22 protein-coding genes are annotated in these 21,817 nt (G+C 57.5%); 7 read left to right on the top strand and 15 right to left on the bottom strand.

What is annotated here, in order from left to right; genetic code table 11:
* From TM5383_RS11395 to TM5383_RS11385, 3 genes are all read right to left on the bottom strand, one after another.
* A complete protein-coding gene (locus TM5383_RS11395) occupies positions 1 to 243 on the bottom strand; it encodes an exodeoxyribonuclease VII small subunit (protein ID WP_058319168.1) in 243 nt (80 codons plus the stop codon).
* 98 nt (positions 244 to 341) lie between these two features.
* Positions 342 to 1,043, bottom strand: coding sequence for a response regulator (locus tag TM5383_RS11390; protein ID WP_058319167.1), 702 nt, complete (start codon positions 1,041 to 1,043; stop codon positions 342 to 344).
* Positions 1,040 to 1,537 (bottom strand): MarR family winged helix-turn-helix transcriptional regulator, encoded by a 498-nt coding sequence (locus TM5383_RS11385; protein WP_058319166.1) that lies wholly within the window; start codon positions 1,535 to 1,537, stop codon positions 1,040 to 1,042. Before TM5383_RS11385 ends, TM5383_RS11390 begins: the two co-directional genes overlap by 4 nt.
* Positions 1,538 to 1,746: 209 nt before the next feature.
* Between TM5383_RS11385 and TM5383_RS11380 the strand changes: the two genes are divergently transcribed.
* The gene (locus TM5383_RS11380; protein WP_058319165.1) at positions 1,747 to 2,613 is read left to right on the top strand and encodes a branched-chain amino acid aminotransferase; all 867 of its coding nucleotides are present in this window, start codon (positions 1,747 to 1,749) and stop codon (positions 2,611 to 2,613) included.
* A 133-nt stretch (positions 2,614 to 2,746) separates the two neighbouring features.
* On the opposite strand, the gene TM5383_RS11375 is transcribed toward TM5383_RS11380, so the two are convergent.
* The 6 genes from TM5383_RS11375 to TM5383_RS11350 all read right to left on the bottom strand — a co-directional run bounded on the left by TM5383_RS11375 (position 2,747) and on the right by TM5383_RS11350 (position 10,283).
* Positions 2,747 to 3,958, bottom strand: coding sequence for an ABC transporter permease (locus TM5383_RS11375; RefSeq protein ID WP_058319164.1), 1,212 nt, complete (start codon positions 3,956 to 3,958; stop codon positions 2,747 to 2,749).
* 5 nt (positions 3,959 to 3,963) lie between these two features.
* On the bottom strand, positions 3,964 to 5,235 hold the full coding sequence (locus TM5383_RS11370) for an ABC transporter permease (RefSeq protein WP_058319163.1): 1,272 nt from the start codon (positions 5,233 to 5,235) through the stop codon (positions 3,964 to 3,966).
* 80 nt (positions 5,236 to 5,315) lie between these two features.
* Complete coding sequence (locus tag TM5383_RS11365) at positions 5,316 to 6,407, bottom strand: extracellular solute-binding protein (RefSeq protein ID WP_058319162.1); 1,092 nt, start codon at positions 6,405 to 6,407, stop codon at positions 5,316 to 5,318.
* Positions 6,408 to 6,529: 122 nt separating this feature from the next.
* Positions 6,530 to 7,630 carry an ABC transporter ATP-binding protein gene (locus tag TM5383_RS11360; protein WP_058319161.1) on the bottom strand — a complete coding sequence of 367 codons (1,101 nt, stop codon included), beginning with the start codon at positions 7,628 to 7,630 and terminating at the stop codon, positions 6,530 to 6,532.
* A 448-nt stretch (positions 7,631 to 8,078) separates the two neighbouring features.
* The gene (locus TM5383_RS11355) at positions 8,079 to 9,476 is read right to left on the bottom strand and encodes an aspartate aminotransferase family protein (RefSeq protein ID WP_058319160.1); all 1,398 of its coding nucleotides are present in this window, start codon (positions 9,474 to 9,476) and stop codon (positions 8,079 to 8,081) included.
* Positions 9,477 to 9,605: 129 nt separating this feature from the next.
* On the bottom strand, positions 9,606 to 10,283 hold the full coding sequence (locus tag TM5383_RS11350; RefSeq protein ID WP_058319159.1) for a GntR family transcriptional regulator: 678 nt from the start codon (positions 10,281 to 10,283) through the stop codon (positions 9,606 to 9,608).
* A 148-nt stretch (positions 10,284 to 10,431) separates the two neighbouring features.
* Between TM5383_RS11350 and TM5383_RS11345 the strand changes: the two genes are divergently transcribed.
* The 4 genes from TM5383_RS11345 to TM5383_RS11330 all read left to right on the top strand — a co-directional run bounded on the left by TM5383_RS11345 (position 10,432) and on the right by TM5383_RS11330 (position 14,409).
* Positions 10,432 to 11,517, top strand: a complete 1,086-nt coding sequence (locus TM5383_RS11345; RefSeq protein WP_058319158.1) for a polyamine ABC transporter substrate-binding protein — start codon at positions 10,432 to 10,434, stop codon at positions 11,515 to 11,517.
* A 62-nt stretch (positions 11,518 to 11,579) separates the two neighbouring features.
* On the top strand, positions 11,580 to 12,707 hold the full coding sequence (locus tag TM5383_RS11340; RefSeq protein ID WP_058319157.1) for an ABC transporter ATP-binding protein: 1,128 nt from the start codon (positions 11,580 to 11,582) through the stop codon (positions 12,705 to 12,707).
* A 2-nt stretch (positions 12,708 to 12,709) separates the two neighbouring features.
* Positions 12,710 to 13,597 (top strand): ABC transporter permease subunit, encoded by an 888-nt coding sequence (locus tag TM5383_RS11335; protein WP_058319441.1) that lies wholly within the window; start codon positions 12,710 to 12,712, stop codon positions 13,595 to 13,597.
* Positions 13,597 to 14,409: an ABC transporter permease subunit gene (locus TM5383_RS11330; RefSeq protein WP_058319156.1), complete on the top strand. Its 813-nt coding sequence runs from the start codon at positions 13,597 to 13,599 to the stop codon at positions 14,407 to 14,409. Before TM5383_RS11335 ends, TM5383_RS11330 begins: the two co-directional genes overlap by 1 nt.
* A 218-nt stretch (positions 14,410 to 14,627) precedes the next feature.
* Here TM5383_RS11330 and TM5383_RS11325 read toward each other — a convergent pair whose 3' ends face one another.
* Positions 14,628 to 15,551 (bottom strand): DMT family transporter, encoded by a 924-nt coding sequence (locus tag TM5383_RS11325; RefSeq protein WP_143570331.1) that lies wholly within the window; start codon positions 15,549 to 15,551, stop codon positions 14,628 to 14,630.
* Between the two features lie 113 nt (positions 15,552 to 15,664).
* Here TM5383_RS11325 and TM5383_RS11320 point away from each other — a divergent pair, with 113 nt between their 5' ends.
* Both TM5383_RS11320 and TM5383_RS11315 read left to right on the top strand, forming a co-directional pair.
* A complete protein-coding gene (locus TM5383_RS11320) occupies positions 15,665 to 17,170 on the top strand; it encodes a malonate--CoA ligase (protein WP_058319154.1) in 1,506 nt (501 codons plus the stop codon).
* A gap of 257 nt (positions 17,171 to 17,427) precedes the next feature.
* Complete coding sequence (locus TM5383_RS11315) at positions 17,428 to 18,006, top strand: outer membrane protein (RefSeq protein ID WP_058319153.1); 579 nt, start codon at positions 17,428 to 17,430, stop codon at positions 18,004 to 18,006.
* Between the two features lie 114 nt (positions 18,007 to 18,120).
* Here TM5383_RS11315 and msrA read toward each other — a convergent pair whose 3' ends face one another.
* The 5 genes from msrA to mtgA all read right to left on the bottom strand — a co-directional run bounded on the left by msrA (position 18,121) and on the right by mtgA (position 21,737).
* Positions 18,121 to 18,618 (bottom strand): peptide-methionine (S)-S-oxide reductase MsrA, encoded by a 498-nt coding sequence (gene msrA / locus TM5383_RS11310; protein WP_058319152.1) that lies wholly within the window; start codon positions 18,616 to 18,618, stop codon positions 18,121 to 18,123.
* Positions 18,618 to 19,064, bottom strand: coding sequence for a peptide-methionine (R)-S-oxide reductase MsrB (gene msrB, locus TM5383_RS11305; RefSeq protein ID WP_058319151.1), 447 nt, complete (start codon positions 19,062 to 19,064; stop codon positions 18,618 to 18,620). The genes msrA and msrB overlap by 1 nt, the downstream gene beginning before the upstream one ends.
* A gap of 65 nt (positions 19,065 to 19,129) precedes the next feature.
* Positions 19,130 to 20,185, bottom strand: coding sequence for a tRNA epoxyqueuosine(34) reductase QueG (gene queG / locus TM5383_RS11300; RefSeq protein ID WP_197407400.1), 1,056 nt, complete (start codon positions 20,183 to 20,185; stop codon positions 19,130 to 19,132).
* A gap of 75 nt (positions 20,186 to 20,260) precedes the next feature.
* The gene (gene fzlA / locus TM5383_RS11295) at positions 20,261 to 20,926 is read right to left on the bottom strand and encodes an FtsZ-binding protein FzlA (RefSeq protein ID WP_058319150.1); all 666 of its coding nucleotides are present in this window, start codon (positions 20,924 to 20,926) and stop codon (positions 20,261 to 20,263) included.
* A 70-nt stretch (positions 20,927 to 20,996) separates the two neighbouring features.
* Positions 20,997 to 21,737 carry a monofunctional biosynthetic peptidoglycan transglycosylase gene (gene mtgA / locus TM5383_RS11290; protein ID WP_076400285.1) on the bottom strand — a complete coding sequence of 247 codons (741 nt, stop codon included), beginning with the start codon at positions 21,735 to 21,737 and terminating at the stop codon, positions 20,997 to 20,999.
* Positions 21,738 to 21,817 lie beyond the last annotated feature (80 nt).

Raw genomic sequence — 21,817 nt, 5'->3', positions numbered from 1 at the left:
TTACAGACCTTCGACCGGCTTTAGACCATTGGGCTGACCATTGCCATCCAGCGTGATGGCGGCAACCTTTTCTTCAGCCTCTTTCAGCTTGTCCTCGCAGCGCTTCTTCAGCTCTGCACCACGCTGATAGAGGTTAATCGACTCTTCCAACGCCACATCGCCACGCTCCAGCCGGGTCACAACGCTTTCCAGCTCTTGCATCGCCTGTTCAAAGCTCATTTCGGCAACCGGTGTCTCGCTCATCGGGCAATCCCTTCACATCTGATCGTTAAGCGCTGTCAGACCATATCTATAGGGCAGAGTCGAGGTCACAGCGTATCGCAAATCATCAATACAGCGTATCAATCCGGCGCCAGCATGTAGCCTGCACCGCGCACGGTTTGCAGATAGCGTGGCTGTTTCGGATCACTTTCCAACTTGCGGCGCAGACGGGTGATTTGCACATCCACCGCCCGTTCCTGCGCTTGGCCACGATCGCGGCCCAAATCTTCGACCAGTTTGGCGCGGCTGATCGGTTCGCCCGGCAGGGCAGAAAAGATCTTCATCAGCTGACTTTCGGTGGCGGTTAGGCGCACCATTTCATCGCCCTGCCACAGTTCACCGCGATCAATATCATAACGCACATCCCCCAACGCCAGCACGCGCGGCGCTTCGTCCTGCGCCTCCGGCTCTGGCATTCGGCGCAGGATCGCGTTGATCCGCAACAACAGCTCTTTGGGCTCAAAGGGTTTCGCCAGATAATCATCGGCCCCTGCCTCTAGCCCCGCAATGCGATCCGTCGTTTCACCCTTGGCGGTCAGCAACAGGATCGGGGTCGCCATGGTTTCACGCAATTCGCGCGTCAGGGCCACGCCATCCTCACCGGGCATCATCACATCCATGACGATCATGTCGAAATCCAGCCCCGACAACAGGCGCCGCGCATGGGCCGCATCCCGCGCCGCTGACACGAGGAAGCCGTTACGCATCAAAAACTTCTGCAACAGGGTGCGAATGCGTTCATCGTCATCAACAATCAACAGGTGTGCATCGACATCAATCATTGGCCAGCCTCCCGCAGAGCGTGGTGTTTACGTCGCATTTCAGGATCCATCATCGCCTCCAGCACCTGACGGAAGCCTGCCACCGCCTGCGGTCCCGCCGCACGGTAAGCCGCGCGCATCCGCGCACGTTGGGCGTCAGACAGTTGGCGTTCCAACGCCTCTCCCGCCTCTGTCAGATAAAGGTTGCGCTCGCGCTTGTCGGTCACGCCGACGCGGCTTTCAACCAGACCATCCTCGATCAAGGTGCGTAGCACGCGGTTCAACGACTGCTTGGTCACCCCCAAGAGGATCAGCAAATTATTCACGGTCGTTCCTAGTGCGCGATTGATAAAGTGGATCGCGCGGTGGTGCGCTCGGCCATAGGCCATACCCGCCAAAATGCGATCAGGATCAGCGGTAAAGCCGCGATAGGCAAAAAACATCGCCTCAATCCCCTGACGGAGTTGTTCGTCTGTCAGAAAGAGGAGGTTTTCGCCCATACCAACGTCGTTCATACTGTTCCCCAGCTGCACCCCAAACACACACCGTGAAAATACTATACGGCGACATATTGTTCTATGTTGTTATCAATAGCTTATGTCAGTCTTGTTGACTTTCCAAGGTGCGAATGTTACCGAATCGCAGTTTTAGCGCAACAATATGTCCACTTCGGATCAATTGAGCGCAATTTTCAAAATACCTCAGGCAGTCAGGAGGCACGGCAATGGCCGGATATGATGATCGCGACGGCAAGATCTGGATGAACGGTAAACTGGTGGAATGGCGTGACGCAAATGTCCACATTCTGACCCACGCGCTGCATTACGCCTCTTCTGTCTTTGAGGGCGAGCGTTGCTATAACGGCAAAATCTTCAAATCTGTGGAACACTCAGAGCGCCTGATCCGCTCGGCTGAACTGCTGGACATGGAAATCCCCTACTCGATCGAAGAGATTGAGGCCGCCAAATACGCGGTGCTGGAAGCCAACGGTTGGACCGACGCCTATGTGCGCGTGATCGCATGGCGCGGCGCGGGCGAGGACATGGGCGTTGCCTCGCGCAAGAACCCTGTTCAACTGGCCGTGGCCGCATGGGCATGGGGCAACTACTACGGCGACGCAAAAATGAAGGGCGCGAAACTGGACATCGCCAAATGGCGCCGTCCCGATCCCGCCACCATCCCGCATGAGGCAAAGGCCGCTGGCCTCTACATGATCTGCACCATGTCCAAACACGCCGCCGAGGACAAAGGCTGCTCGGACGCGATGATGTATGACTACCGCGGCTATGTGGCCGAAGCGACCGGCGCCAACATCTTCTTCGTCAAAGACGGTGAGGTCCACACCCCGAAGCCTGACGCTTTCCTTGACGGTATCACCCGCCGCACCGTTATCGGCATGCTGCAAGAGCGCGGCATCACCGTGCATGAACGCCACATCATGCCCGAAGAGCTGGAAGGTTTTGAACAGTGCTGGCTGACCGGCACCGCCGCTGAAGTGACCCCTGTGGGCCAAATCGGTGACTACACCTTTGAGGTCGGCACCCTGACCCGCGAAATTTCCGAAGCCTATGAGGCACTGGTGCGCGCCTAAGCGCCACCGAAACCTCACAACACAAAAGGGCGGCCTCCTGATCGGGGCCGCCCTTTTCTTTTGTCAAAACCGTTTCAATGTTCCGGCAAATACTCCCGCCGGAGGCATGGCCGCCCGTGGGCGGCCACCATTGTTAGCTCGGGCTCATCCCGCGCAGACGTTCGGAACGCCGGCGCAGCATCTCTACCGTGGTCAACAGCGCGATCGAGATCACAACAAGGATCGTCGCCACCGCCAGAATGGTCGGCGAGATCTGTTCGCGCAGACCAGTGAACATCTGCCATGGCAGTGTTTTCTGGCTAGCGGAGCCAACGAACAGCACCACAACCACCTCGTCAAATGAGGTGATGAAGGCAAACAGACCACCCGAAATCACACCGGGCAGGATCAGCGGCATCTGCACCTTGAAGAAGGTGGTCACCGGGTTCGCCCCCATGTTCGCCGCCGCACGGGTCAGCGAGTTGTCAAAGCCCACCAGCGTTGCGGTCACGGTGATGATCACAAACGGAATGCCCAGCACAGCGTGCGCCAGCACCACCTTTACATAGCCCACGAAGGTCTTGTTCAGGCCCAGCGTCCCTTCCATCCAGTTACCAATCTGGCTGTAGAAGAAGAACATGCCGGTGGCCGAAATGATCAGCGGCACAATCATCGGCGAAATCAGGATCGCCATGATCGCCCGTTTGAACGGCACGTGGTTCTGGCTGAGGCCGATGGCCGCCAAGGTGCCGAGGCTGACCGAAATCACCGTCGCAATCGGCGCAATGATAAGAGAGTTCTTGAACGAACGCTGCCATTCATTGTTGGTGAAGAAGTCGCGGTAGTGCTTCAGCGAATAGCCTTCGGGATCCAGACGCAGCATTTCAGGCGTAAAGGTAAAGAAGTCCTGCGCGTTGAACGACAGCGGCATCACCACAAGGATCGGCGTGATCAGGAAGACAAAGATCGACCCGCAAATCACCCGGAACGTGTAGTGCCACAGCACCTGACGCGGTGTCAGATAGGGCAACAGACGGGCGCGGTAGCGCCCCTCATAGAGCCAGTAGATGAACCAGTGGAACAGCCAGCCAAAGATAGCACCAAGGATAACCCCCGGCGTACCGCCGAAGATGAACCCCAGCACCGCCATGACGGCGATGGAAATCCATTTGGCCAGACCTTCGTTCTTCAGAACCGAGATAAAGATCATCGCCAGTGCCACCACCAGGCAGGCGCCGACAACAACGCCCATCAGGCCGGATCCGTTGGCAGTGCCAACAAACAGTCCGAGTAAGCCCCCTGCCGCTGCCACAGTGGGCAGCACCAGAGACATGGGTTTGCGGGAAATGGGTGTAAGTGCAGCCATGTTCGTTACCCCAGCTTCACGTTGTCGATGCCGACGATTTTGTCGTAGGCCCAGTAAAGGATCAGAACCACAGCCAGCAGGATGGTCCCCAGCGCAGCGGCCAGACCCCAGTTAAGCGAGCTGGAAATATGGTATGCGATCCGGTTCGAGATGAAGACACCCTTGGTGCCGCCAACAATTTCAGGCGTGATGTAGTAACCAATCGCCAGAATGAAGACGAGGATGGAGCCCGCGCCAATACCCGGCACCGACTGCGGGAAGTACACCCGCCAGAAGGCCGTCCAATCGGTTGCGCCCATCGATTTCGCCGCGCGTACATAATGCGGTTTGATCGTCTGCATCACCGAATACATCGGCAGGATCATAAAGGGCAGCAGGATGTGGGTCATCGCGATGATCGTACCTGTTTGGTTGTTGATCAGCGCCAATCGGGAATCATCAGCGACCATACCCAACCAGACCAGAACTTCGTTGATCACACCTTGTTGCTGCAGCATCACCTTCCATGCAGATGTCCGCACCAGCAGCGATGTCCAGAATGGCAGCAGAACAAGAATCATCAGAACGTTTGCCGTGCGGGCCGGCAGGTTTGCCAGAATCCACGCCACCGGATAGCCCAGCAGAATACAAGACCCGGTAATCATCAATGACATCAGCAATGTACGCTGGAACAGCGTGATCAGGATCTGTTTGTCCTCTGGCTGTGCCTGCGCACCCTCTGGGGTACGACGCATATCAACCGCGTTGAGGAAGTAGCCGTTGGTGATACGAACCGAATGGGTTTTGATCGCGCGCCACGTTTCAACGTCGCCCCATTTTTTGTCGATCTTGATGATCTTTTCTTTGAACGGCGCGTCCTCTGCCGGATCCAGCTTTTTCATTTTGCGGCCGGATTTACGGAACAGCGAGGACAGGCCAGTCTGTTCATAGTTCAGGCGGGTGCCCAGTTTCGTGTGCTCTTTGGCGGCGATGGCTTTGACCATGTCGGATGCAAAGGCCGCATACAGCGCCTCATCCGGCAATTCGCCACTTTCGGCATCCCATTTTTGCAACTCCACCACCGTGAGCGGCAGCGTGTCGGCAACGATGTCATTCTCGACCGAACGGAACAGCATCGAACCAATCGGGAAAATGAAAGAAATCAGGACGAAGATCAGCAGCGGGGCAACCAGCATCAGGGCCCGCATTTTCTGGCGGCGTAACGCCCTGCTGAGGCTGCGTTTTAGCGGCGTGCCGTCGGCGGCCAGCATTGGGCCGGAATCGGTGGTATCGCTCATAATGTCCCCGTCGGAAGTGTTGGTGTGGATGGGCCGTACTTTGCGGCCCATCCTATTAAGTGTGCTGAAAAGTCAGCGACTTATTTTGCCAGCCACGCCTGGAATTTGGCGTCGATGTCATCACGGTAGTCAGCCCAGAACTCGTAGTTGTAGAGGAAGGTGTTCTGTGCGTTTGCCGGATCGGTCGGCATGTGCGGCGCCATCTCGATGCCCAGTTCAGCGTGGGTGCTGACCAGCGGTGCGGACGATGCACGTGCCGGACCGTAAGAGATGAACTTGGCCTGATCTGCCAGACGCTGGGTGTCGGTGGCGAAGTAGATGTAGTCCAGCGCGCGGGCTTTACGCTCTTCGCTCAGACCGGCGGGAATGATCCAACCGTCCAGATCGAACATCTGTGCGTCCCACAGCATCGCAACCGGCTGGTTCTGCTCTTCGATGACCGAGAACAGACGACCGTTGAAGGTCGAACCCATGATGACTTCGCCGTCAGCCAGCAGCTGCGGGGTGTCTGCACCAGCGGACCACCAAATTACGCTGTCTTTGATGGTGTCCAGCTTGGCCAGAGCGCGGTCCTGACCTTCGGAGGTTTCCAGCACTTCGTAGATTTCGTCTTTGGCGACGCCATCACACAGCAGTGCCCACTCCATGTTGCCGATCGGACGCTTTTCCAGCGAACGCTTGCCCGGGTAGGCTTCCAGGTCGAATACGTCACAGATTTCGGTCGGCGGGGTGTCACCAACCAGATCGGTGCGGTAGCCGAAGGTGGTCGAGTATACGATCTGCGGGATGAAGCAGTCGGACACCAGCAGCGCGCCAAAGTCATCTTCGGCCGAAGTGCCATCAGGTGCCGGAGCCAGTTGGGTGTTGAAGTCAATCTCTTCTGCCAGACCTTCGTCACACAGACGGATCGCGTCAGATGCTACAACGTCAACAACGTCCCAGGTCACGTTGCCTGCTTCGTTCATGGCGCGCAGTTTCGAAACCGCTTCGGCAGAGCTGTCATCGTTGATGATGTTGACGCCGGTTTTGGCCGAATAGGGCTCGTGGTAGGCTTTCATCTGCGACTTGGAATAGGCGCCGCCCCAGGACACGATGGTCATTTCTTCTGCCGCTACAGCACCAGCAGCAAAGGCCAGAGCAGTCGAGGCCATAAAGATCTTGGTGAGTTTCATACTTATTCTCCCAGAGTTGTTCCCGTTAATTTTATAGTTGTGGGCCCACGGTCACGGGTTACGGCGCAGGCCTTGTGGGTACTGCCCCCGCACTTGAGCGAGGGGGCAGACTGTCCCTACTGTCACGCGTCCAGCGCGCGGCAATCTTCTGGCAACCAGCCGATTTCGATCTGCTCGCCGGGTTTCAGGCGTACCTGATCCGGGGCATTCCGGGTTTTCACGACAAACTCGTCGTTACCGGCCACCCGCAGACGGGTGCGGAAAATGTCACCCATGTAGATGAATTCCAGCACTTCGGCTTTCAGGGTGTGCGCGCCCTCTTGCAGGCGCTCTTTGTTAAACTCGACGCGCTCAGGGCGGATCGATACGCGAGTGCGTTCTCCAACCTGACTGACGTTGATCGGCTTGGCGTCGATCAGCTCACCATCGTCCAGACGGATCAGACATTTGTCACCGCTGATCTCCTGAACCACGCCTTCCAGCGTGTTGTTTTCACCAATGAACTGCGCAACGAAGCTGTTCTGCGGCTCTTCGTACAGGGTGTCTGGCGGATCCAGCTGCTGAATGCGGCCATCGTCAAACACCGCAACGCGGTCCGACATGGTCAGTGCTTCGGTCTGGTCGTGGGTCACGTAAACCGTGGTGATGCCCAGTTCATGCGCCAGACGGGTGATTTCAAACTGCATGTGTTCGCGCAGCTGTTTGTCCAGCGCGCCCAGCGGTTCGTCCATCAGCACCAGTTCCGGTTCAAACACCAGCGCACGCGCCAGTGCGATACGCTGCTGCTGACCACCAGACAGTTGCGCCGGACGACGACCACCAAAGGCCCCCATCTGCACCATATCCAGTGCGCGCTTTACCTTCTCTTCGCGCTCGGATTTGCCCATTTTGCGGACTTCCAGAGGGAAGGACAGGTTTTCAGCAACCGTCATGTGAGGGAACAAGGCGTAGTTCTGGAACACCATCCCGATGCCGCGCTTGTGCGGGGGGATGTTGTTGATCGGACGCCCATCAAGAAGGATTTCGCCGTGGGTGGCGGTTTCGAAACCGGCCAGCATCATCAGGCATGTGGTTTTTCCAGAACCTGACGGGCCAAGCATCGTCAGAAATTCGCCCTTGGGCAAAGAAAGGTTCAGGTCTTTTACGACCAGGTTTTCACCGTCGTAACTTTTTTGCACGCGTTCAAACGCGACAAAAGCATCGCTAGTGGATCCGTCAGGCAAAGCAACTCCCCGCTTTTATGGTCGGCGATTTTCTCGCTCGTTCCATCAGACTAAAACGCGAGTGACGCCGCGTTGCAACCGAATCGCGGCACTTTTGCGCAAAAAAGCGACATGGGTCGTCGCTTTTGTGAAATGAATTAAGGCGAATTGGCCTCGTAAAATTCGCGTTAACAGAAAGACGACACACCCACCTAGGCCCTAGCCCATTGGCATTTGATGTCGTTTTTGTCTCATCCGAATTTACGCATATTTTCCCTTTTTCACCGCTATCGCACTGAGAAGAAAGAAAACAAAAAATCGCAGATATTTGATCAAAAACTGAGCACTAAGCACCTACAACCGCCAAGAATCAGCGCCCGTAGTGGTTGCATTCAACCGAATCAGCAAAAGAAAACCCCGCCAGAGTGATCTGACGGGGTTTGCATGGTGTCGGTTTGCGCGCGGGTTTTTAGCTGGCAGGCACCCACAATCCGGCATCTTTGGCGGCGGCCATGCCTTCGTCCAGCGACTTCACCGCGCGTTCCATCAGAACGTCCACCTCACCTTTGGTCATCACCAGCGGCGGCGAAATGATCATGCGGTCGCCCACATGGCGCATCACCAGATTGTTGGCAAAGCACCGTTCGCGGCACATGTACCCCACGGTGCCCGCATCCGCCGCAAAGGCCGCGCGGCTTTCCTTGTGCGGGGTCAACGCGATGGATCCCATCATGCCCACAATGTTCGCCTCACCCACCATCGGGTGATCGATCAACGCCTCCCACTTTTCTTTCAGGTAAGGACCGACCTCGTTCTGGACGTGACCGACGATGTTTTCTTCCTGCATGATGTTGAGGTTTTCCAATGCCACAGCAGCGGCCACAGGGTGGCTGGAATAGGTATAGCCGTGGTTAAATTCACAGCCGCCGATCACCTCGGCCACCTCATCACTGACGATCGAGCCACCAATCGGCGCATAGCCAGAGCTGAGGCCCTTGGCGATGGTCATGATGTCAGGACGCCAGCCCACGGTTTCAGACCCGAACCAGTTGCCTGTCCGACCGAAGCCACAGATCACCTCATCCGCGATCAGCAAGATCTCGTACTTGTCGCAAATGCGTTGAATTTCAGGCCAGTAGGTTTCCGGCGGCACGATAACACCACCAGCGCCCTGCACTGGTTCAGCGATAAAGGCGGCGACGTTATCTTCGCCGATATCATTGATAGCCTGTTCCAGCTGACGGGCGCGTTCCAGACCAAATTCCTCGGGCGACTGATCACCACCTTCGGCCCAATAGTTGGGCTGATCAATGTGATGAATATCAGCAATTGGCAGGCCGCCCTGCGCGTGCATGCCGGTCATCCCGCCAAGGCTGGCAGAACCAACAGAGGAACCGTGGTACGCATTCTTACGACTGATGATCACCTTTTTCGACGGCTTGCCCTTTTCGGCCCAATAGGTTCGCACCATGCGAATGTTGGTGTCATTCGCCTCGGAACCGGAGCCCGCATAGAACACGTGGTTCAGATCCCCCGGCGCCAGTTCGGCCAGCTTCTGACTCAGCGCGATGGCCGGTACGTGGGTGGTCATGAAGAAGGTGTTATAATAGGGCAGCTCTTTCATCTGGCGCGCGGCGACGTCTGCCAGACGGTCACGACCGTAGCCAACATTCACGCACCACAAACCGGCCATGCCGTCGATAATTTTGTTGCCTTCGCTGTCCTGAATCCAGACGCCGTCGGCGCGGGTGATGACCCGCGCGCCCTGCTTGGCCAGATCATCCTGAGTGCTAAAGGGGTGCATATGGTGCGCAGCATCCAGCGCCTGCAGTTCTGCCGTCGGCATGTGATTCGTAATTACGGTCATTTGACACCTCATCGGGCTGAAATCATGCCGCACAGCGATTCACCACGCACAAAACGTCAGGTCAGGCGGCCTCAAAATCAGGATATGATCAAATTATCCAATGTCAATCGAATCAGATGTGCCTAAAAATCAGGCAAGCATCTCGCGAACCTGCTCCATGCCCTGCATCATATCTTCTAGGCAAGCGGCGGCGGCGGCCGCGCTATCACCGGCTGACATCGCAGCCAGCAGGTCCTTGTGCTTATCCGGCAAATTCTGCGTTCCAACCCTGCCGCAGACCACCCGCAATGATGGCCCAAACCGCAGCCAAAGCCCCTCTGCCAGATCGGCCAGAATGGGGGCTTCGGCCAGATCATAAATCATCCGGTGAAAGCGATAGTTGTACTCGAGATAGGCCTGCAGGTCCCCTTGCGCGATGCCTTCATCCAACTGATTGTCCAGCCGGGTCAGATCCGCAAGGGCCTCTTTGGTCATACGCGTAGTTGCGCGGGCGGCCAATTCCCCCTCAACACATTGACGCGCAATGATAATTTCCTCGATATTGTCGGCCGTCAAATTGGGCACAATAACACGACGGTTGCCCTGAAATTTCAGCGCCCCCTCTGCCGTCAACCGGCGGATCGCTTCACGCACAGGTGTCATGCCAGCATCTAACCGGGCGGTCAGCCCCTGAATGGTCACCGGTTCGCCAGGAGCGATTTCTCCAAACAGGATTTGTTCGCGCAAAGTGCGATAGACAATTTCATGCGCGGGCAGGCGTTTTTCGCCGCCTTCGGCTGCGGTCAATTTCTGGGCGTCGCCGTCCATAATGCCGTATTTCTCCCTGACAGGTCTTTTGGCTCGCTTGCGAGTTTAACGGTAGCGTGGAAACATTACCATATTGCCAGACGCGGCAAAAATTGATCAAATTCCGATACCGGGCAGAAAGACCCGTGTTCAATAGGGAGTATACCTCATGAAGACTCAAATTCTGGCGTCCACTGCAGCATTCGCTTTGCTGGCAGGTGCCGCCACTGCCGATGAAGTACGGGTTTATAACTGGTCAGATTACATTGACGAAGAGCTGCTGGCGCAGTTCGAAGCCGAAACTGGCCTGAAACTGGTCTATGACGTGTTTGACAGCAACGAACTCTTGGAAACCAAAATGCTGGCCGGCGGGTCGGGCTATGACGTGGTGGTGCCCACCGGCACCTTCCTGCAGCGCCAGATCACCGCGGGCGCGTTTCAAAAGCTGGATCTGGAACAGCTGCCCAACCACGGCAACCTGTGGGACCTGATCAAGGATGTGACCGCAGGCTACGACCCGGAAAACGCCTATTCGATCAACTACATGTGGGGCAGCACCGGTCTGGGTGTGAATGTGGGCAAGGTCAAAGAGATCCTGGGCGACGACGCACCGCTGAACAGCATGGAACTGGTCCTGAACCCCGACAACATGGAAAAACTGGCCGCCTGTGGCGTGCATTTCCTCGACGCCCCGTCGGAAATCATCCCAATGGCGCTGAAATATCTGGGTGAAAACCCCGACAGCCACGACAAGGACGTGATTGCCAAGGCGGAGCCGGTGCTGACCGCGGTGCGTCCGCACATCCAGAAATTCCACAGCTCGGAATACATCAACGCGCTGGCAAACGGTGACATCTGTGTGGCTGTTGGCTGGTCCGGCGACATCCTGCAGGCCCGTGACCGTGCCGCCGAGGCCGACAATGGTGTGGAAATCGCCTACAACGCCTTCGCTGAGGGGTCGCTGATGTGGTTTGATCAGATGGCAATTCCCGTCGACGCCCCGAACCCCGAAGGCGCACACAAGTTCCTGAACTTCATTCTGGACGCCAAGAACATGGCCGCAGCGTCGAACTATGTCTACTACGCCAACGGCAACATCGCATCGCAGGAACACCTGGTTGAGGATGTGATCGGCGATCCGGCGATTTACCCGGACGAAGAGACGATGTCGAACTTCTACATCACCACGCCCTATCCGGCGAAAACCCAGCGGGTTGTGACCCGTCTGTGGACCAAAGTGAAATCCGGCACCTAAGCCGCATTTATGACGGCCCGCCCCACGTAGGGCGGGCCGACCTCTGACAGACTGGGACGGGTATGACTGTAGACGTATTTGCGCCGTGGGAAGATCCCACCGAAAAACCGCTGATCCAATTCAAAGGCGTGACCAAACGCTATGGCAGCTTTACCGCGATTGATAACCTGACCCAGGACATCTACACGCGCGAATTCTTTGCCCTCTTGGGTCCATCGGGCTGTGGTAAAACCACGATGATGCGGATGCTGGCAGGGTTTGAAACCCCGACCGAAGGCCAGATTTTGATCGCCGGTCAGGACATGGCCGCGGTGCCACCGAATGAACGTGCGGTGAACATGATGTTCCAGTCCTACGCTCTGTTCCCGCACCTGTCGATCTGGGACAACATCGCCTTTGGCCTGCGCCGGATGAAAATGCCCAAAGCGCAGATCGAAGAACGGGTTGAGGAAATGCTGCGCCTCACCCGCATGACCCAATTTGCTCGCCGCAAACCGCATCAGGTGTCTGGCGGCCAGCGTCAGCGTGTGGCGCTGGCGCGGTCACTGGCCCGTGCGCCGAAACTGCTGTTGCTGGATGAACCGCTGGGCGCGCTGGACAAGAAACTGCGTGAGGAAACGCAGTTTGAACTGATGGACATTCAGGAAAAGACCGGCACCACCTTTGTCATCGTGACCCACGACCAAGAGGAGGCGATGACCGTCGCCAGCCGCGTCGCCGTCATGGACCACGGCAAGATCATTCAGGTCGCCACCCCGCCGAAGATTTATGAAGAGCCGAACAGCGTCTATGTCGCTGACTTTATCGGTGATGTGAACATCATCGAAGGCGCGGCGCATAAAACCAGCGAGGATGGCTATGACATCCACTGGGCCGAAGGTCAGGAACCGATCCACGCCAAAACCACCACCGTGTTGAGCGAAGGACAGAAGGCATTCGTCGCCTTGCGCCCCGAAAAAATCTCCATCGGTGAAGAAAAACCCGAAGGCGCGGTCAACGCGGTGAAGGGCAAGATTATTGATATCGGCTACCTCGGCAACATCTCGACCTATCACGTCGAACTGCCCGGTGGCGTGATGGTCAAGGCGCAGGCCACCAACACCCGCCGCCTGTCACGCCGGAACTTCACCTGGGAAGATGAGGTCTGGCTCAGCTGGACACTGACCGCTGCGTCGGTGTTGGAGCGCTGATGATGCGGCGTCTTTTCCTTATATCCGTCCCCTATCTGTGGCTGCTGGCGCTATTCCTGATCCCCTTTGTGATCGTGCTGAAAATCGCCCTCAGCGACACCGCACTATCGATCCCGCCCTATACGCCGCAGATTGATCTCTCTGCTGGCTGGGAAGGGCTGAGAACCTTCTTTGCTGCGCTGGACATGGAGAACTTTGTCTGGCTGACAGAGGATGACCTTTACTGGAAGGCCTATGTTTCCAGCCTGAAGATCGCCACCATTTCCACCCTGCTGGCATTGCTGGTGGGCTACCCCATCGCCTATGGCATGGCGCAAGCGCCGCAGGAATGGCGTGCAACGCTGATGATGCTGATCATCCTGCCATTCTGGACCAGCTTCCTGATCCGCGTTTATGCGTGGATGGGGATCCTTAGCCAAGAGGGCCTGCTAAACCAGCTGCTGATGGGGCTGGGCCTGATCAGTGATCCGCTGATCATCCTTAACACCAACACCGCCGTTTATATCGGCATCGTTTACACCTACCTGCCATTCATGATCCTGCCGATCTATTCGGCGCTGGAAAAATTGGACGCCAGCCTGCTGGAAGCGGCTGAGGATCTGGGCTGTTCACGGTTCAAAGCCTTCTGGCTGGTGACCATCCCGCTGTCCAAGGGCGGCATCATCGCGGGCAGTTTCCTCGTCTTCATCCCCGCAATCGGTGAATTTGTGATCCCCTCGCTACTGGGCGGGTCGTCCACCCTGATGATCGGCAAAGTCCTGTGGGAAGAGTTCTTCTCCAACCGTGACTGGCCTGTGGCGGCGGCGGTGGCTGTTGTGCTGCTGCTGATCCTGATCATCCCGATCATCCTGTTCCAGCGGAACGAGCAAAAACAGCGGGAGGCCGAATAATGAAGCGGTTTACTTGGTTCAACGCCACCTCGCTGACGCTGGGGTTTGCCTTCCTCTACCTGCCGATGATCATTCTGGTGATCTACAGCTTCAACGCCTCGAAACTGGTGACGGTCTGGGCGGGGTTTTCGACCAAATGGTATGGCGAGCTGATGCGCAACGATCAGATGCTGGATGCGGCATGGGTGACGATCAAGGTTGCCGTTGCCTCCTCCACGTTGGCGACGATCCTTGGCACCATGGCGGCCTATGTGATGGTGCGCGGCGGGCGGTTCATGGGGCGGACGCTGTTTTCCGGCATGATCTTTGCGCCGCTGGTGATGCCCGAGGTGATCACCGGCCTGTCCCTGTTCCTGCTGTTCAAGCCGATCTTTACCCAGATGGGCGCGCATACGATCATTCTGGCGCACGCAACCTTTGCCATGTGCTACGTGTCGGTTGTTGTGTCATCGCGTCTGGTCAGCTTTGACAAATCGCTGGAAGAGGCGGCGCTGGATCTGGGCTGCACGCCGTTTGAAAGCTTCCGCCTTGTGACCCTGCCGATCATTGCGCCTGCGGTAATCTCGGGCTGGCTACTGGCTTTTACCCTGTCGCTGGATGATCTGGTCATTGCCAACTTTACCACTGGTCCCGGCGCCACCACCCTGCCGATGAAGATTTGGTCCGCAGTGCGTCTGGGCGTGAACCCGCAGATCAACGCGCTGTCGACCTTGATGATCGGCGTGGTGACGATTGGGGTGATCATCGCCTCGATCAGCACCAAACGCGCGGCGCTGCGTCAGAAAGCGGATGAACAGGCGGCGGCTGGGTAAGCTGGTCCAAAACAAACGCTCGGGCGACAGCCCGAGCGACTTAGCGTCGTAACGCTTCGGGTAGGTTCGTGCCCGATCCCGAGGGCGGCCCTAAACCAAGCGCAAACGCCCAGTTAACGCGGCTTCTTCCACAAATTGAGATCGGTCAGAATTCGTGCCCGCCCTTGGGGGCGGGGTCAGGCACGAACCGGCTCACTGCGTGACCCGGTGAAAGAACCTCACCCCTGCGGCGTCATACCCGAGCGTGCCTTGGACCGGCGCAGGCCCAGCGCGTGTTCGCGCAGGATGATCAACACCCCTGCAAACACCACCAATGCTGCACCCGCCAGCATCTGCATCGTAGGCACCTCATCAAAGATGAAATAGCCGATCCCCAGCGCAAAAATCATCGACGCATAGTCAAACGGCGCCACCACCGATGCCCCCGCGAAACGGTAGGATGAGGTCAGGAAAATCTGACCGAACCCACCCAAAATCCCGCAGGTGATCAACAGCATCGCCTCCCACCCCGTGGGCACCACCCAGCCAAAGGGCAGCGTCAGCAGCGACAACCCCGTCGCCGTCAGTGAGAAGTAGAAGACAATCGCCGATGTCTCCTCGCTCTGGACCATGTTGCGGATGTGAATCTGCGCCAGTGCGGCGAATGTCGCGCCCATCAGCGTAAACGTCACGCCCAGCGCCTGCATCGTCTGCATGGTTTCGCCCTGAAACAGGGTCAAACGCGGCTCAATCACCACGAGAACACCCAAGAGGCCAAGGCCCACCGCGAACATACGGAAAAACCGCACCTCTTCGCCCAGAAACATCGCCGCGAACACAACCGTCAGCAGGGGCGCCGCATAGCCGATCGCCGTCACCTCGGGCAGGGGCAACAGACCCAGCCCGGCAAACCCCAACCCCATCGCAGATGTCCCCACCAGACCCCGCCAGAAATGCGCCATGGGCGATTTCACCTTTAGCCCCGTGCGCAGATCGCCGCGCAGGGTCAGCCACGCGATGATCACCGGCAGCGCAAAGAACGACCGGAAAAACACCGCCTCCCCCGGGGGCACATGTTGCGAGGTTGCTTTGATCAAAGATGCCATAGTGATGAACATCACCACCGAGCAGAGTTTGAGGGCAATGCCCTTCACCGGATTCATACCGTATCCTTTCGCGCGATAGTGCCATCTTACAGTGTTGCTTTGACGAAAAACCATGCGAAAACAGGGGAAGCCGTTCTTTTACGGATTTGCACACTGACCAAGGCCGCGCCATGTATGACACCAATTACCTGATCCACCGCCTGTCCCTCGGCGCAGAAAGCACACCGGACAAGCTCTTTGCCAGCCGTCCCGGCCAACCGGATGTCACCTACGCGCAACTGTTTTCCGGCGCGCAGGCGCTGGCGCAACGGCTGATCGCGCAGGGACTGGAACCGGGGGACCGTGTGGCGGTACAGGTCGCCAAGACGCTGGAGGCAGTGCAGCTCTACCTTGGTACCGTGATGGCGGGCGGGATCTTCCTGCCGCTCAACACCGCCTATACGGCGGCAGAGGTCGGCTATTTCCTAGGCGACGCCACCCCGCGCATCTTGGTCTGTGACCCCGCGCGTTTAGATGAACTGTCCCCCCTGGCAACAGATGCCACCGTGCTGACGCTGGACAGCGCGGGGCAGGGCAGCCTGACCGCCGATCTGCCAGATGCAGACCCCGCCTTTGCCCCCGTGTCGCGAGGCGGCGATGATCTGGCGGCGATCCTTTACACATCGGGCACCACTGGCCGGTCAAAGGGTGCGATGCTCAGCCACAAAAACCTAGCCAGCAATTCGGCCTCTCTGGTCGATCTGTGGCGTTTCACAACCGATGACGTACTGATCCACGCGCTGCCGATCTTTCACACCCACGGGCTATTTGTAGCCACCAACGTGGCGCTGCTGTCTGGGGCGTCCACCGTGTTTCTGCCGGGCTTTGACGCCGACGCGATCCTTGATGCCATGCCAAGCGCCACCGCTCTGATGGGTGTGCCGACGTTCTATACCCGCCTGTTACAGCATGATCGCCTAACCCCAGACCATGCCGCCAACATGCGCCTGTTCATCTCGGGCTCTGCCCCATTGTTGGTCGACACCCACGAACAATGGCAGGCACGCACCGGGCACCGCATCCTTGAACGCTATGGCATGACCGAAACCAACATGAGCACCTCCAACCCCTATGACGCTGAACGCCGCGCGGGCACCGTCGGTTTCCCGCTGCCGGGGGTAGAACTGCGGATCATGAAGGACGGCGCTAAGGTGGCGCAGGACGACATCGGCATCATCGAGGTGCGCGGCGACAACGTGTTTCAAGGCTACTGGCAGATGCCGGAAAAAACCGCCGAGGAACTGCGCCCTGACGGGTGGTTCATCACTGGCGATCTGGCCCAGCAGGACAGCGACGGCTATGTCACCATCGTGGGCCGGGCCAAGGATCTGATCATCACCGGCGGTTTCAACGTCTATCCCAAAGAGGTCGAAAGCCTGATCGACGACTTGCCCGGCGTTCTGGAAAGCGCGGTGATCGGCGTGCCGCATCCTGATTTTGGCGAAGCGGTGGTTGCCATTGTTGTCCCAGACAGCCCCAATCTAACTGTAGAAACAATTGCGCAGGCCTGTGCCAGCGACCTAGCGAAGTTCAAACAGCCCAAGCAAATTTTCCTCGTAGATGCGTTGCCGCGCAACACGATGGGCAAGGTCCAGAAGAAAGCGCTGCGCGAGGAAAACGTAGCCTTATTTGCCTGAAAATGGGTTTTCGGCTACACTCGCCTTATGCGGGGGACAATTGAATTAAAGGGGGGACATCTTCACATTCCGAAGACCACCCCACAAACAGGCATGTTTTAGCGCATCGCTGAATGCAGATCAGGCAGGGATTTGCCATCGCACAGCGCTACCGTTTTATTAACCAGTATCACTCCTATCTCAGTGACATCACACCACGCCGCAGGGCGCGTCGCACTGGCGCGTCCGTTAGGCGTTTTGATTGAAAGGATACGAGGATGACCTTGAACAAATTTTTGCTGGCAGGTGTTGCTGCCTCTTTGACCGCAGCGCCTGTATTTGCTGGTTCTGCTGATCCGGCGCCAGCGGATCCCACCCCGACCCCTACCTATGTTGCACCTGTGTCCGGTGACTGGACCGGCGGTTACGTGGGTCTGAACCTAGGTTTTGCGGATCTGGAAGCCGGCGCAACCGAAGCTGACGGTGGCTTTTACGGCCTGACCGCTGGTTATGACTACGATCTGGGTGATTGGGTCGTGGGTGCTGGCATCGACTATGATCGTCTGGATATCAATCTGGGTGGCAGCAACGTAGACTCTGCCGCACGTCTGAAAGTGCGCGCAGGTTATGATCTGGGCGATGGCCTTATTTACGGCACCGCGGGCGCAGTCCGCGTTGATGTTGCAGGACTGGGTGACGACACAGGCTATTTCGTCGGTGCAGGTTACGAACACAAAGTCACCGAACAAATCTCGGTCGGCGGTGAGGTTCTGTACCACGACATTTCGAACTTCAACGGCAGCGGAACCGATGTGGAGGCAACCACGTTTGCCGCCAAGGTTAACTTCCGTTTCTGATCTGATTCTCAGACATGAAATACCAAAACGGGCGCCCATGACGAGGCGCCCGTTTCTTTGCAATCAGCTCAAAACAGTCTCTAACCCACGTAATAGAGACTAAACTTGGATAGATCAGGCCCGTTTCGGCAGCACCCAATCCGGGCGCGGGAAATGGCAGGTGTAGCCGTTAGGGTGTTTTTCCAGATAGTCCTGATGTTCCTCCTCGGCGTCCCAGAAGGCACCAACCGGTTCCACTTCTGTCACCACTTTACCGGGCCATAGGTTGGACGCATCAACATCAGCAATGGTATCTAGCGCCACTGCTTTCTGATCCTCATCCACATAGTAGATGGCCGACCGATAGCTCATGCCCAGATCATTGCCCTGACGGTTCACCGTGGTCGGATCATGGATCTGAAAAAAGAACTCCAACAGCTTGCGATAGCTGGTCTGGGTTGGATCAAACAGGATCTCAATTCCTTCGGCATGGGTGCCGTGGTTCTTGTAGGTGGCGTTTTCAACATCGCCGCCGGTGTAGCCCACACGGGTGCCCGTCACGCCGGGCAGCTTGCGGATCAGATCCTGCATGCCCCAGAAACAGCCACCGGCCAATACTGCACGTTCGCTCATCAGATATCCTCCACTTGGTTGAGGTAGTCACCGTATCCTTCAGCCTGCATGTCATCGCGATGCACAAAGCGCAAGGAGGCCGAGTTGATGCAATAGCGCAGCCCACCGCGATCCGGCGGCCCGTCGGGGAACACATGGCCCAGATGACTATCACCATGGGTCGATCGCACCTCGGTCCGCACCATACCATAGCTGCGATCCGTCAACTCCGCGATATGGGCGGATTCAATCGGTTTGGTAAAGCTAGGCCAGCCACAGCCCGATTCATATTTGTCTGAGGAGGCAAAGAGAGGCTCCCCCGACACGATATCAACGTAGATCCCGGGTTCTTTATTGCCTAACAGCGCACCGGTGCCCGCGCGTTCGGTGCCGCTATCCTGCGTCACCCAACGCTGTTCCTCGGTCAGGGTGGCAATGACGGCGGGGTCTTTGACATATTTGGACATGTAACGCCCTCCTGTTCTTATCTGTTGATAAGATAGGCAGTTCCCCGCCCGGGGGAAGGTCTGTTTCAGCCCGCTGTCGCGATTGTGCGCAATCGGCCCAATGCCCAACGCGCCGCATCGCGCACGGTGTCGTCCTCATCCTCGGTCAAGCCCTGTGCCACACGCAACAAGGCCGCATCTCCGGAATTGCCGATAGCATAAAGGACGTTGCGCACGAACCGATTACGCCCAATCCGCTTGATCGGGGAACCACTGAAAAACGCCCGAAACCCCGCATCATCCAGCACTGCCAGCTCTGCCAGCTTGGGCGCTTTCAGCTCATCCCGCGCCAGATAGCGCAATTCGCGCGCCTCAACGGCGAACTTGTTCCACGGGCAGGCGTTCAGGCAATCGTCACAGCCATAGATCCGATTGCCCATCAACGCGCGCAGGTCCTCATCCACAGGCCCGTGATGTTCAATGGTCAAATAGGAAATGCAGCGCCGCGCATCCAACTGATAGGGCGCAGGGAAAGCATCTGTCGGACAGGCCACCTGACAGGCATCACAGGACCCACAATGGTCCCTTTCTGCTGGATCAGTGTCTAATTTCACGGTGGTAAAGATCGACCCGATGAAAAACCAGCTGCCCAGATCGCGGCTAACCAAATTCGTGTGCTTGCCCTGCCATCCTAGGCCTGCCGCCTGTCCCAGCGGCTTCTCCGGTACTGGCGCGGTATCCACAAACACCTTCACCTGCGCGTCATCGCCAACCTCAGCAATCAACCAGCGGGCCAGCCGTTTCAGCCGTTTCTTGACCAGATCATGGTAGTCTTTGTTCTGCGCATAAACCGAAATCGCCCCCAAATCGGGATGCACCAACACCTCTGCCGGATCGTGTTGCGGAGTATAGCTTTCGCCCAGCATGATGACCGATTGCGCCTCTGGCCAGAGGGCAGCGGGGTTTGACCGCCAATGGATGCGCTCCGCCATCCAGCCCATCTGGCCGTGATAGCCAGCATCTAGGAACGCCTGCAAACGGTCCGGCATCTCAGGCACATCCCAGGGCCGACAGATCCGCGCTAGGTCGAACCCTTCGGCAATCGCCTGTGCAACCAGTCTCTGTTTCAGCCCATCTGCCATTTCAACGATCCCGAAAATACTCTGGGGGAATTGGCCGACAGGCCAAGGGGGCAACGCCCCAAGCGCCAGCTTAGATCAAAAATCCAGATCCGCATAATGCGGCGGCGGCGGGAAACCCGGAACCTGATCGGCCAGGATAGACCGGAAGGCAGGACGCGATTTAATCTTGGCGTACCAGTCTTTCACCACCTCATGACGGTTCCAGTCTACGTCGCTGATATAGTCCAGCGACGACAGATGCGCGGCAGCGGCAAAATCAGCAATGCTCATCTGATCGCCCGCCAGCCAACGGCGCTGATCCAACAGCCACGCCATATAATCCAGATGATACTTGATCCGCTGCGCGCCAGCTTTGACGTTCTTACTGTCCGGGTAGCCCTGCCCCATCACCTTCTTATGCACCCGCTCGTAGAGCAGTTTTGAGGTGACTTCGTGATGAAACTTATCATCAAACCACGCCGCGATGCGCCGGGCCTCGAAACGTGCTTGCTTGCCGCGCGGCAGTAGGGCGGGGTCGGGGTAGGCCTCCTCCAAATACTCTACAATGGCGGTGCTTTCGGACATCATCATGCCGTCCAGCTTCAACACCGGCACCTTACCGGCCGGATTGCGGCGCATGAAATCGGGATCCTGCTCCCAATAGCGCTCTTCGCTCAGCTCAACCTCGATCCGTTTCTCAGCCAGCACAAGACGCAGCTTGCGGCAAAAGGGGGACAAGGGAAAATGATACAGCTTGGCCATGCGGTCACACCTTACGAAATACCTGCGGGACGGGGAGTGTCCCCTTCAATGCCTTTTTGACGGGCGGTTTTCAATCCTCGAAACAGGCGGCGCGCCCATCACGGCGGATTGTCTCTGCCCCATCCAAGATTCGTGCCGCCTGCCGACGGGTGAACTCTGCCGGTCGAATGGCGGATCGCGATTTGGGCGACGGCAAAATCGCCGCCAATCGCGCTGCCTGCACCGCGCTCAATTCTGCCGCGCCGACACCAAAATAATGCTGAGCGGCAGCGCCAACGCCAAAGACACCTTCGTCAAATTCGGCAATGTTCAAATAGACCTCAAGGATGCGACGCTTGGACCAGAACAATTCGACAAAGGGCGTTAAAGACGCCTCCATCGTTTTGCGCACATAATTGCGCCCGTGCCAGAGGTGCGCGTTTTTCACCACCTGCTGCGTCAGCGTCGATCCCCCGCGCTGGCCACCTGCGGCAATGGCTGCACGGATCGCCTGCATGTCGAATCCCCAATGGGCGCAGAAATTTGCATCCTCTGCCGCCACAACAGACCGCAGCATTACCGGCGCAATCTGATCAATAGGCACCCATTCCCGCTTTACCGATCCCAGCCGCGCCTTTTCCTGCTGAATGTAGATCGTGGAGGGTGGATTGATCAGGCTATAGCTGGCGACCCACAGGACCATCAGCGCTGCAAGGTACATGGCAACCCGCAGCACGCGACCAAACAAACGCAGGATTTTGAAATAAACAATGCGCTTGAAACGGCGCCAAAGGCCCATCTCCTGCACATCCTGTTTCTTGCCTTTTGCCATACCGCACAATCCTCGAAACCGATGCCCACTCTGCGGTGGGTTTGGCGCAGCTTACTGTTTTGCCGCGCGTTGGGCCAGTC

Source organism: Thalassovita mediterranea (assembly GCF_001458435.1).
In the GTDB taxonomy this organism is placed as follows: Bacteria; Pseudomonadota; Alphaproteobacteria; order Rhodobacterales; family Rhodobacteraceae; genus Thalassobius; species Thalassobius mediterraneus.
This window is presented reverse-complemented; position numbering and strand designations above follow the sequence as displayed.

Excerpts from the sequence above, each read along its gene's own strand:
- TM5383_RS11395 (WP_058319168.1), bottom strand. The coding sequence starts at position 243 with ATGAGCGAGACACCGGTTGCCGAAATGAGCTTTGAACAGGCGATGCAA.
- TM5383_RS11390 (WP_058319167.1), bottom strand. The coding sequence starts at position 1,043 with ATGATTGATGTCGATGCACACCTGTTGATTGTTGATGACGATGAACGC.
- TM5383_RS11385 (WP_058319166.1), bottom strand. The coding sequence starts at position 1,537 with ATGAACGACGTTGGTATGGGCGAAAACCTCCTCTTTCTGACAGACGAA.
- TM5383_RS11380 (WP_058319165.1), top strand. The coding sequence starts at position 1,747 with ATGGCCGGATATGATGATCGCGACGGCAAGATCTGGATGAACGGTAAA.
- TM5383_RS11375 (WP_058319164.1), bottom strand. The coding sequence starts at position 3,958 with ATGGCTGCACTTACACCCATTTCCCGCAAACCCATGTCTCTGGTGCTG.
- TM5383_RS11370 (WP_058319163.1), bottom strand. The coding sequence starts at position 5,235 with ATGAGCGATACCACCGATTCCGGCCCAATGCTGGCCGCCGACGGCACG.
- TM5383_RS11365 (WP_058319162.1), bottom strand. The coding sequence starts at position 6,407 with ATGAAACTCACCAAGATCTTTATGGCCTCGACTGCTCTGGCCTTTGCT.
- TM5383_RS11355 (WP_058319160.1), bottom strand. The coding sequence starts at position 9,476 with ATGACCGTAATTACGAATCACATGCCGACGGCAGAACTGCAGGCGCTG.
- TM5383_RS11350 (WP_058319159.1), bottom strand. The coding sequence starts at position 10,283 with ATGGACGGCGACGCCCAGAAATTGACCGCAGCCGAAGGCGGCGAAAAA.
- TM5383_RS11345 (WP_058319158.1), top strand. The coding sequence starts at position 10,432 with ATGAAGACTCAAATTCTGGCGTCCACTGCAGCATTCGCTTTGCTGGCA.
- TM5383_RS11340 (WP_058319157.1), top strand. The coding sequence starts at position 11,580 with ATGACTGTAGACGTATTTGCGCCGTGGGAAGATCCCACCGAAAAACCG.
- TM5383_RS11335 (WP_058319441.1), top strand. The coding sequence starts at position 12,710 with ATGCGGCGTCTTTTCCTTATATCCGTCCCCTATCTGTGGCTGCTGGCG.
- TM5383_RS11330 (WP_058319156.1), top strand. The coding sequence starts at position 13,597 with ATGAAGCGGTTTACTTGGTTCAACGCCACCTCGCTGACGCTGGGGTTT.
- TM5383_RS11325 (WP_143570331.1), bottom strand. The coding sequence starts at position 15,551 with ATGAATCCGGTGAAGGGCATTGCCCTCAAACTCTGCTCGGTGGTGATG.
- TM5383_RS11320 (WP_058319154.1), top strand. The coding sequence starts at position 15,665 with ATGTATGACACCAATTACCTGATCCACCGCCTGTCCCTCGGCGCAGAA.
- TM5383_RS11315 (WP_058319153.1), top strand. The coding sequence starts at position 17,428 with ATGACCTTGAACAAATTTTTGCTGGCAGGTGTTGCTGCCTCTTTGACC.
- msrA (WP_058319152.1), bottom strand. The coding sequence starts at position 18,618 with ATGAGCGAACGTGCAGTATTGGCCGGTGGCTGTTTCTGGGGCATGCAG.
- msrB (WP_058319151.1), bottom strand. The coding sequence starts at position 19,064 with ATGTCCAAATATGTCAAAGACCCCGCCGTCATTGCCACCCTGACCGAG.
- queG (WP_197407400.1), bottom strand. The coding sequence starts at position 20,185 with ATGGCAGATGGGCTGAAACAGAGACTGGTTGCACAGGCGATTGCCGAA.
- fzlA (WP_058319150.1), bottom strand. The coding sequence starts at position 20,926 with ATGGCCAAGCTGTATCATTTTCCCTTGTCCCCCTTTTGCCGCAAGCTG.
- mtgA (WP_076400285.1), bottom strand. The coding sequence starts at position 21,737 with ATGGCAAAAGGCAAGAAACAGGATGTGCAGGAGATGGGCCTTTGGCGC.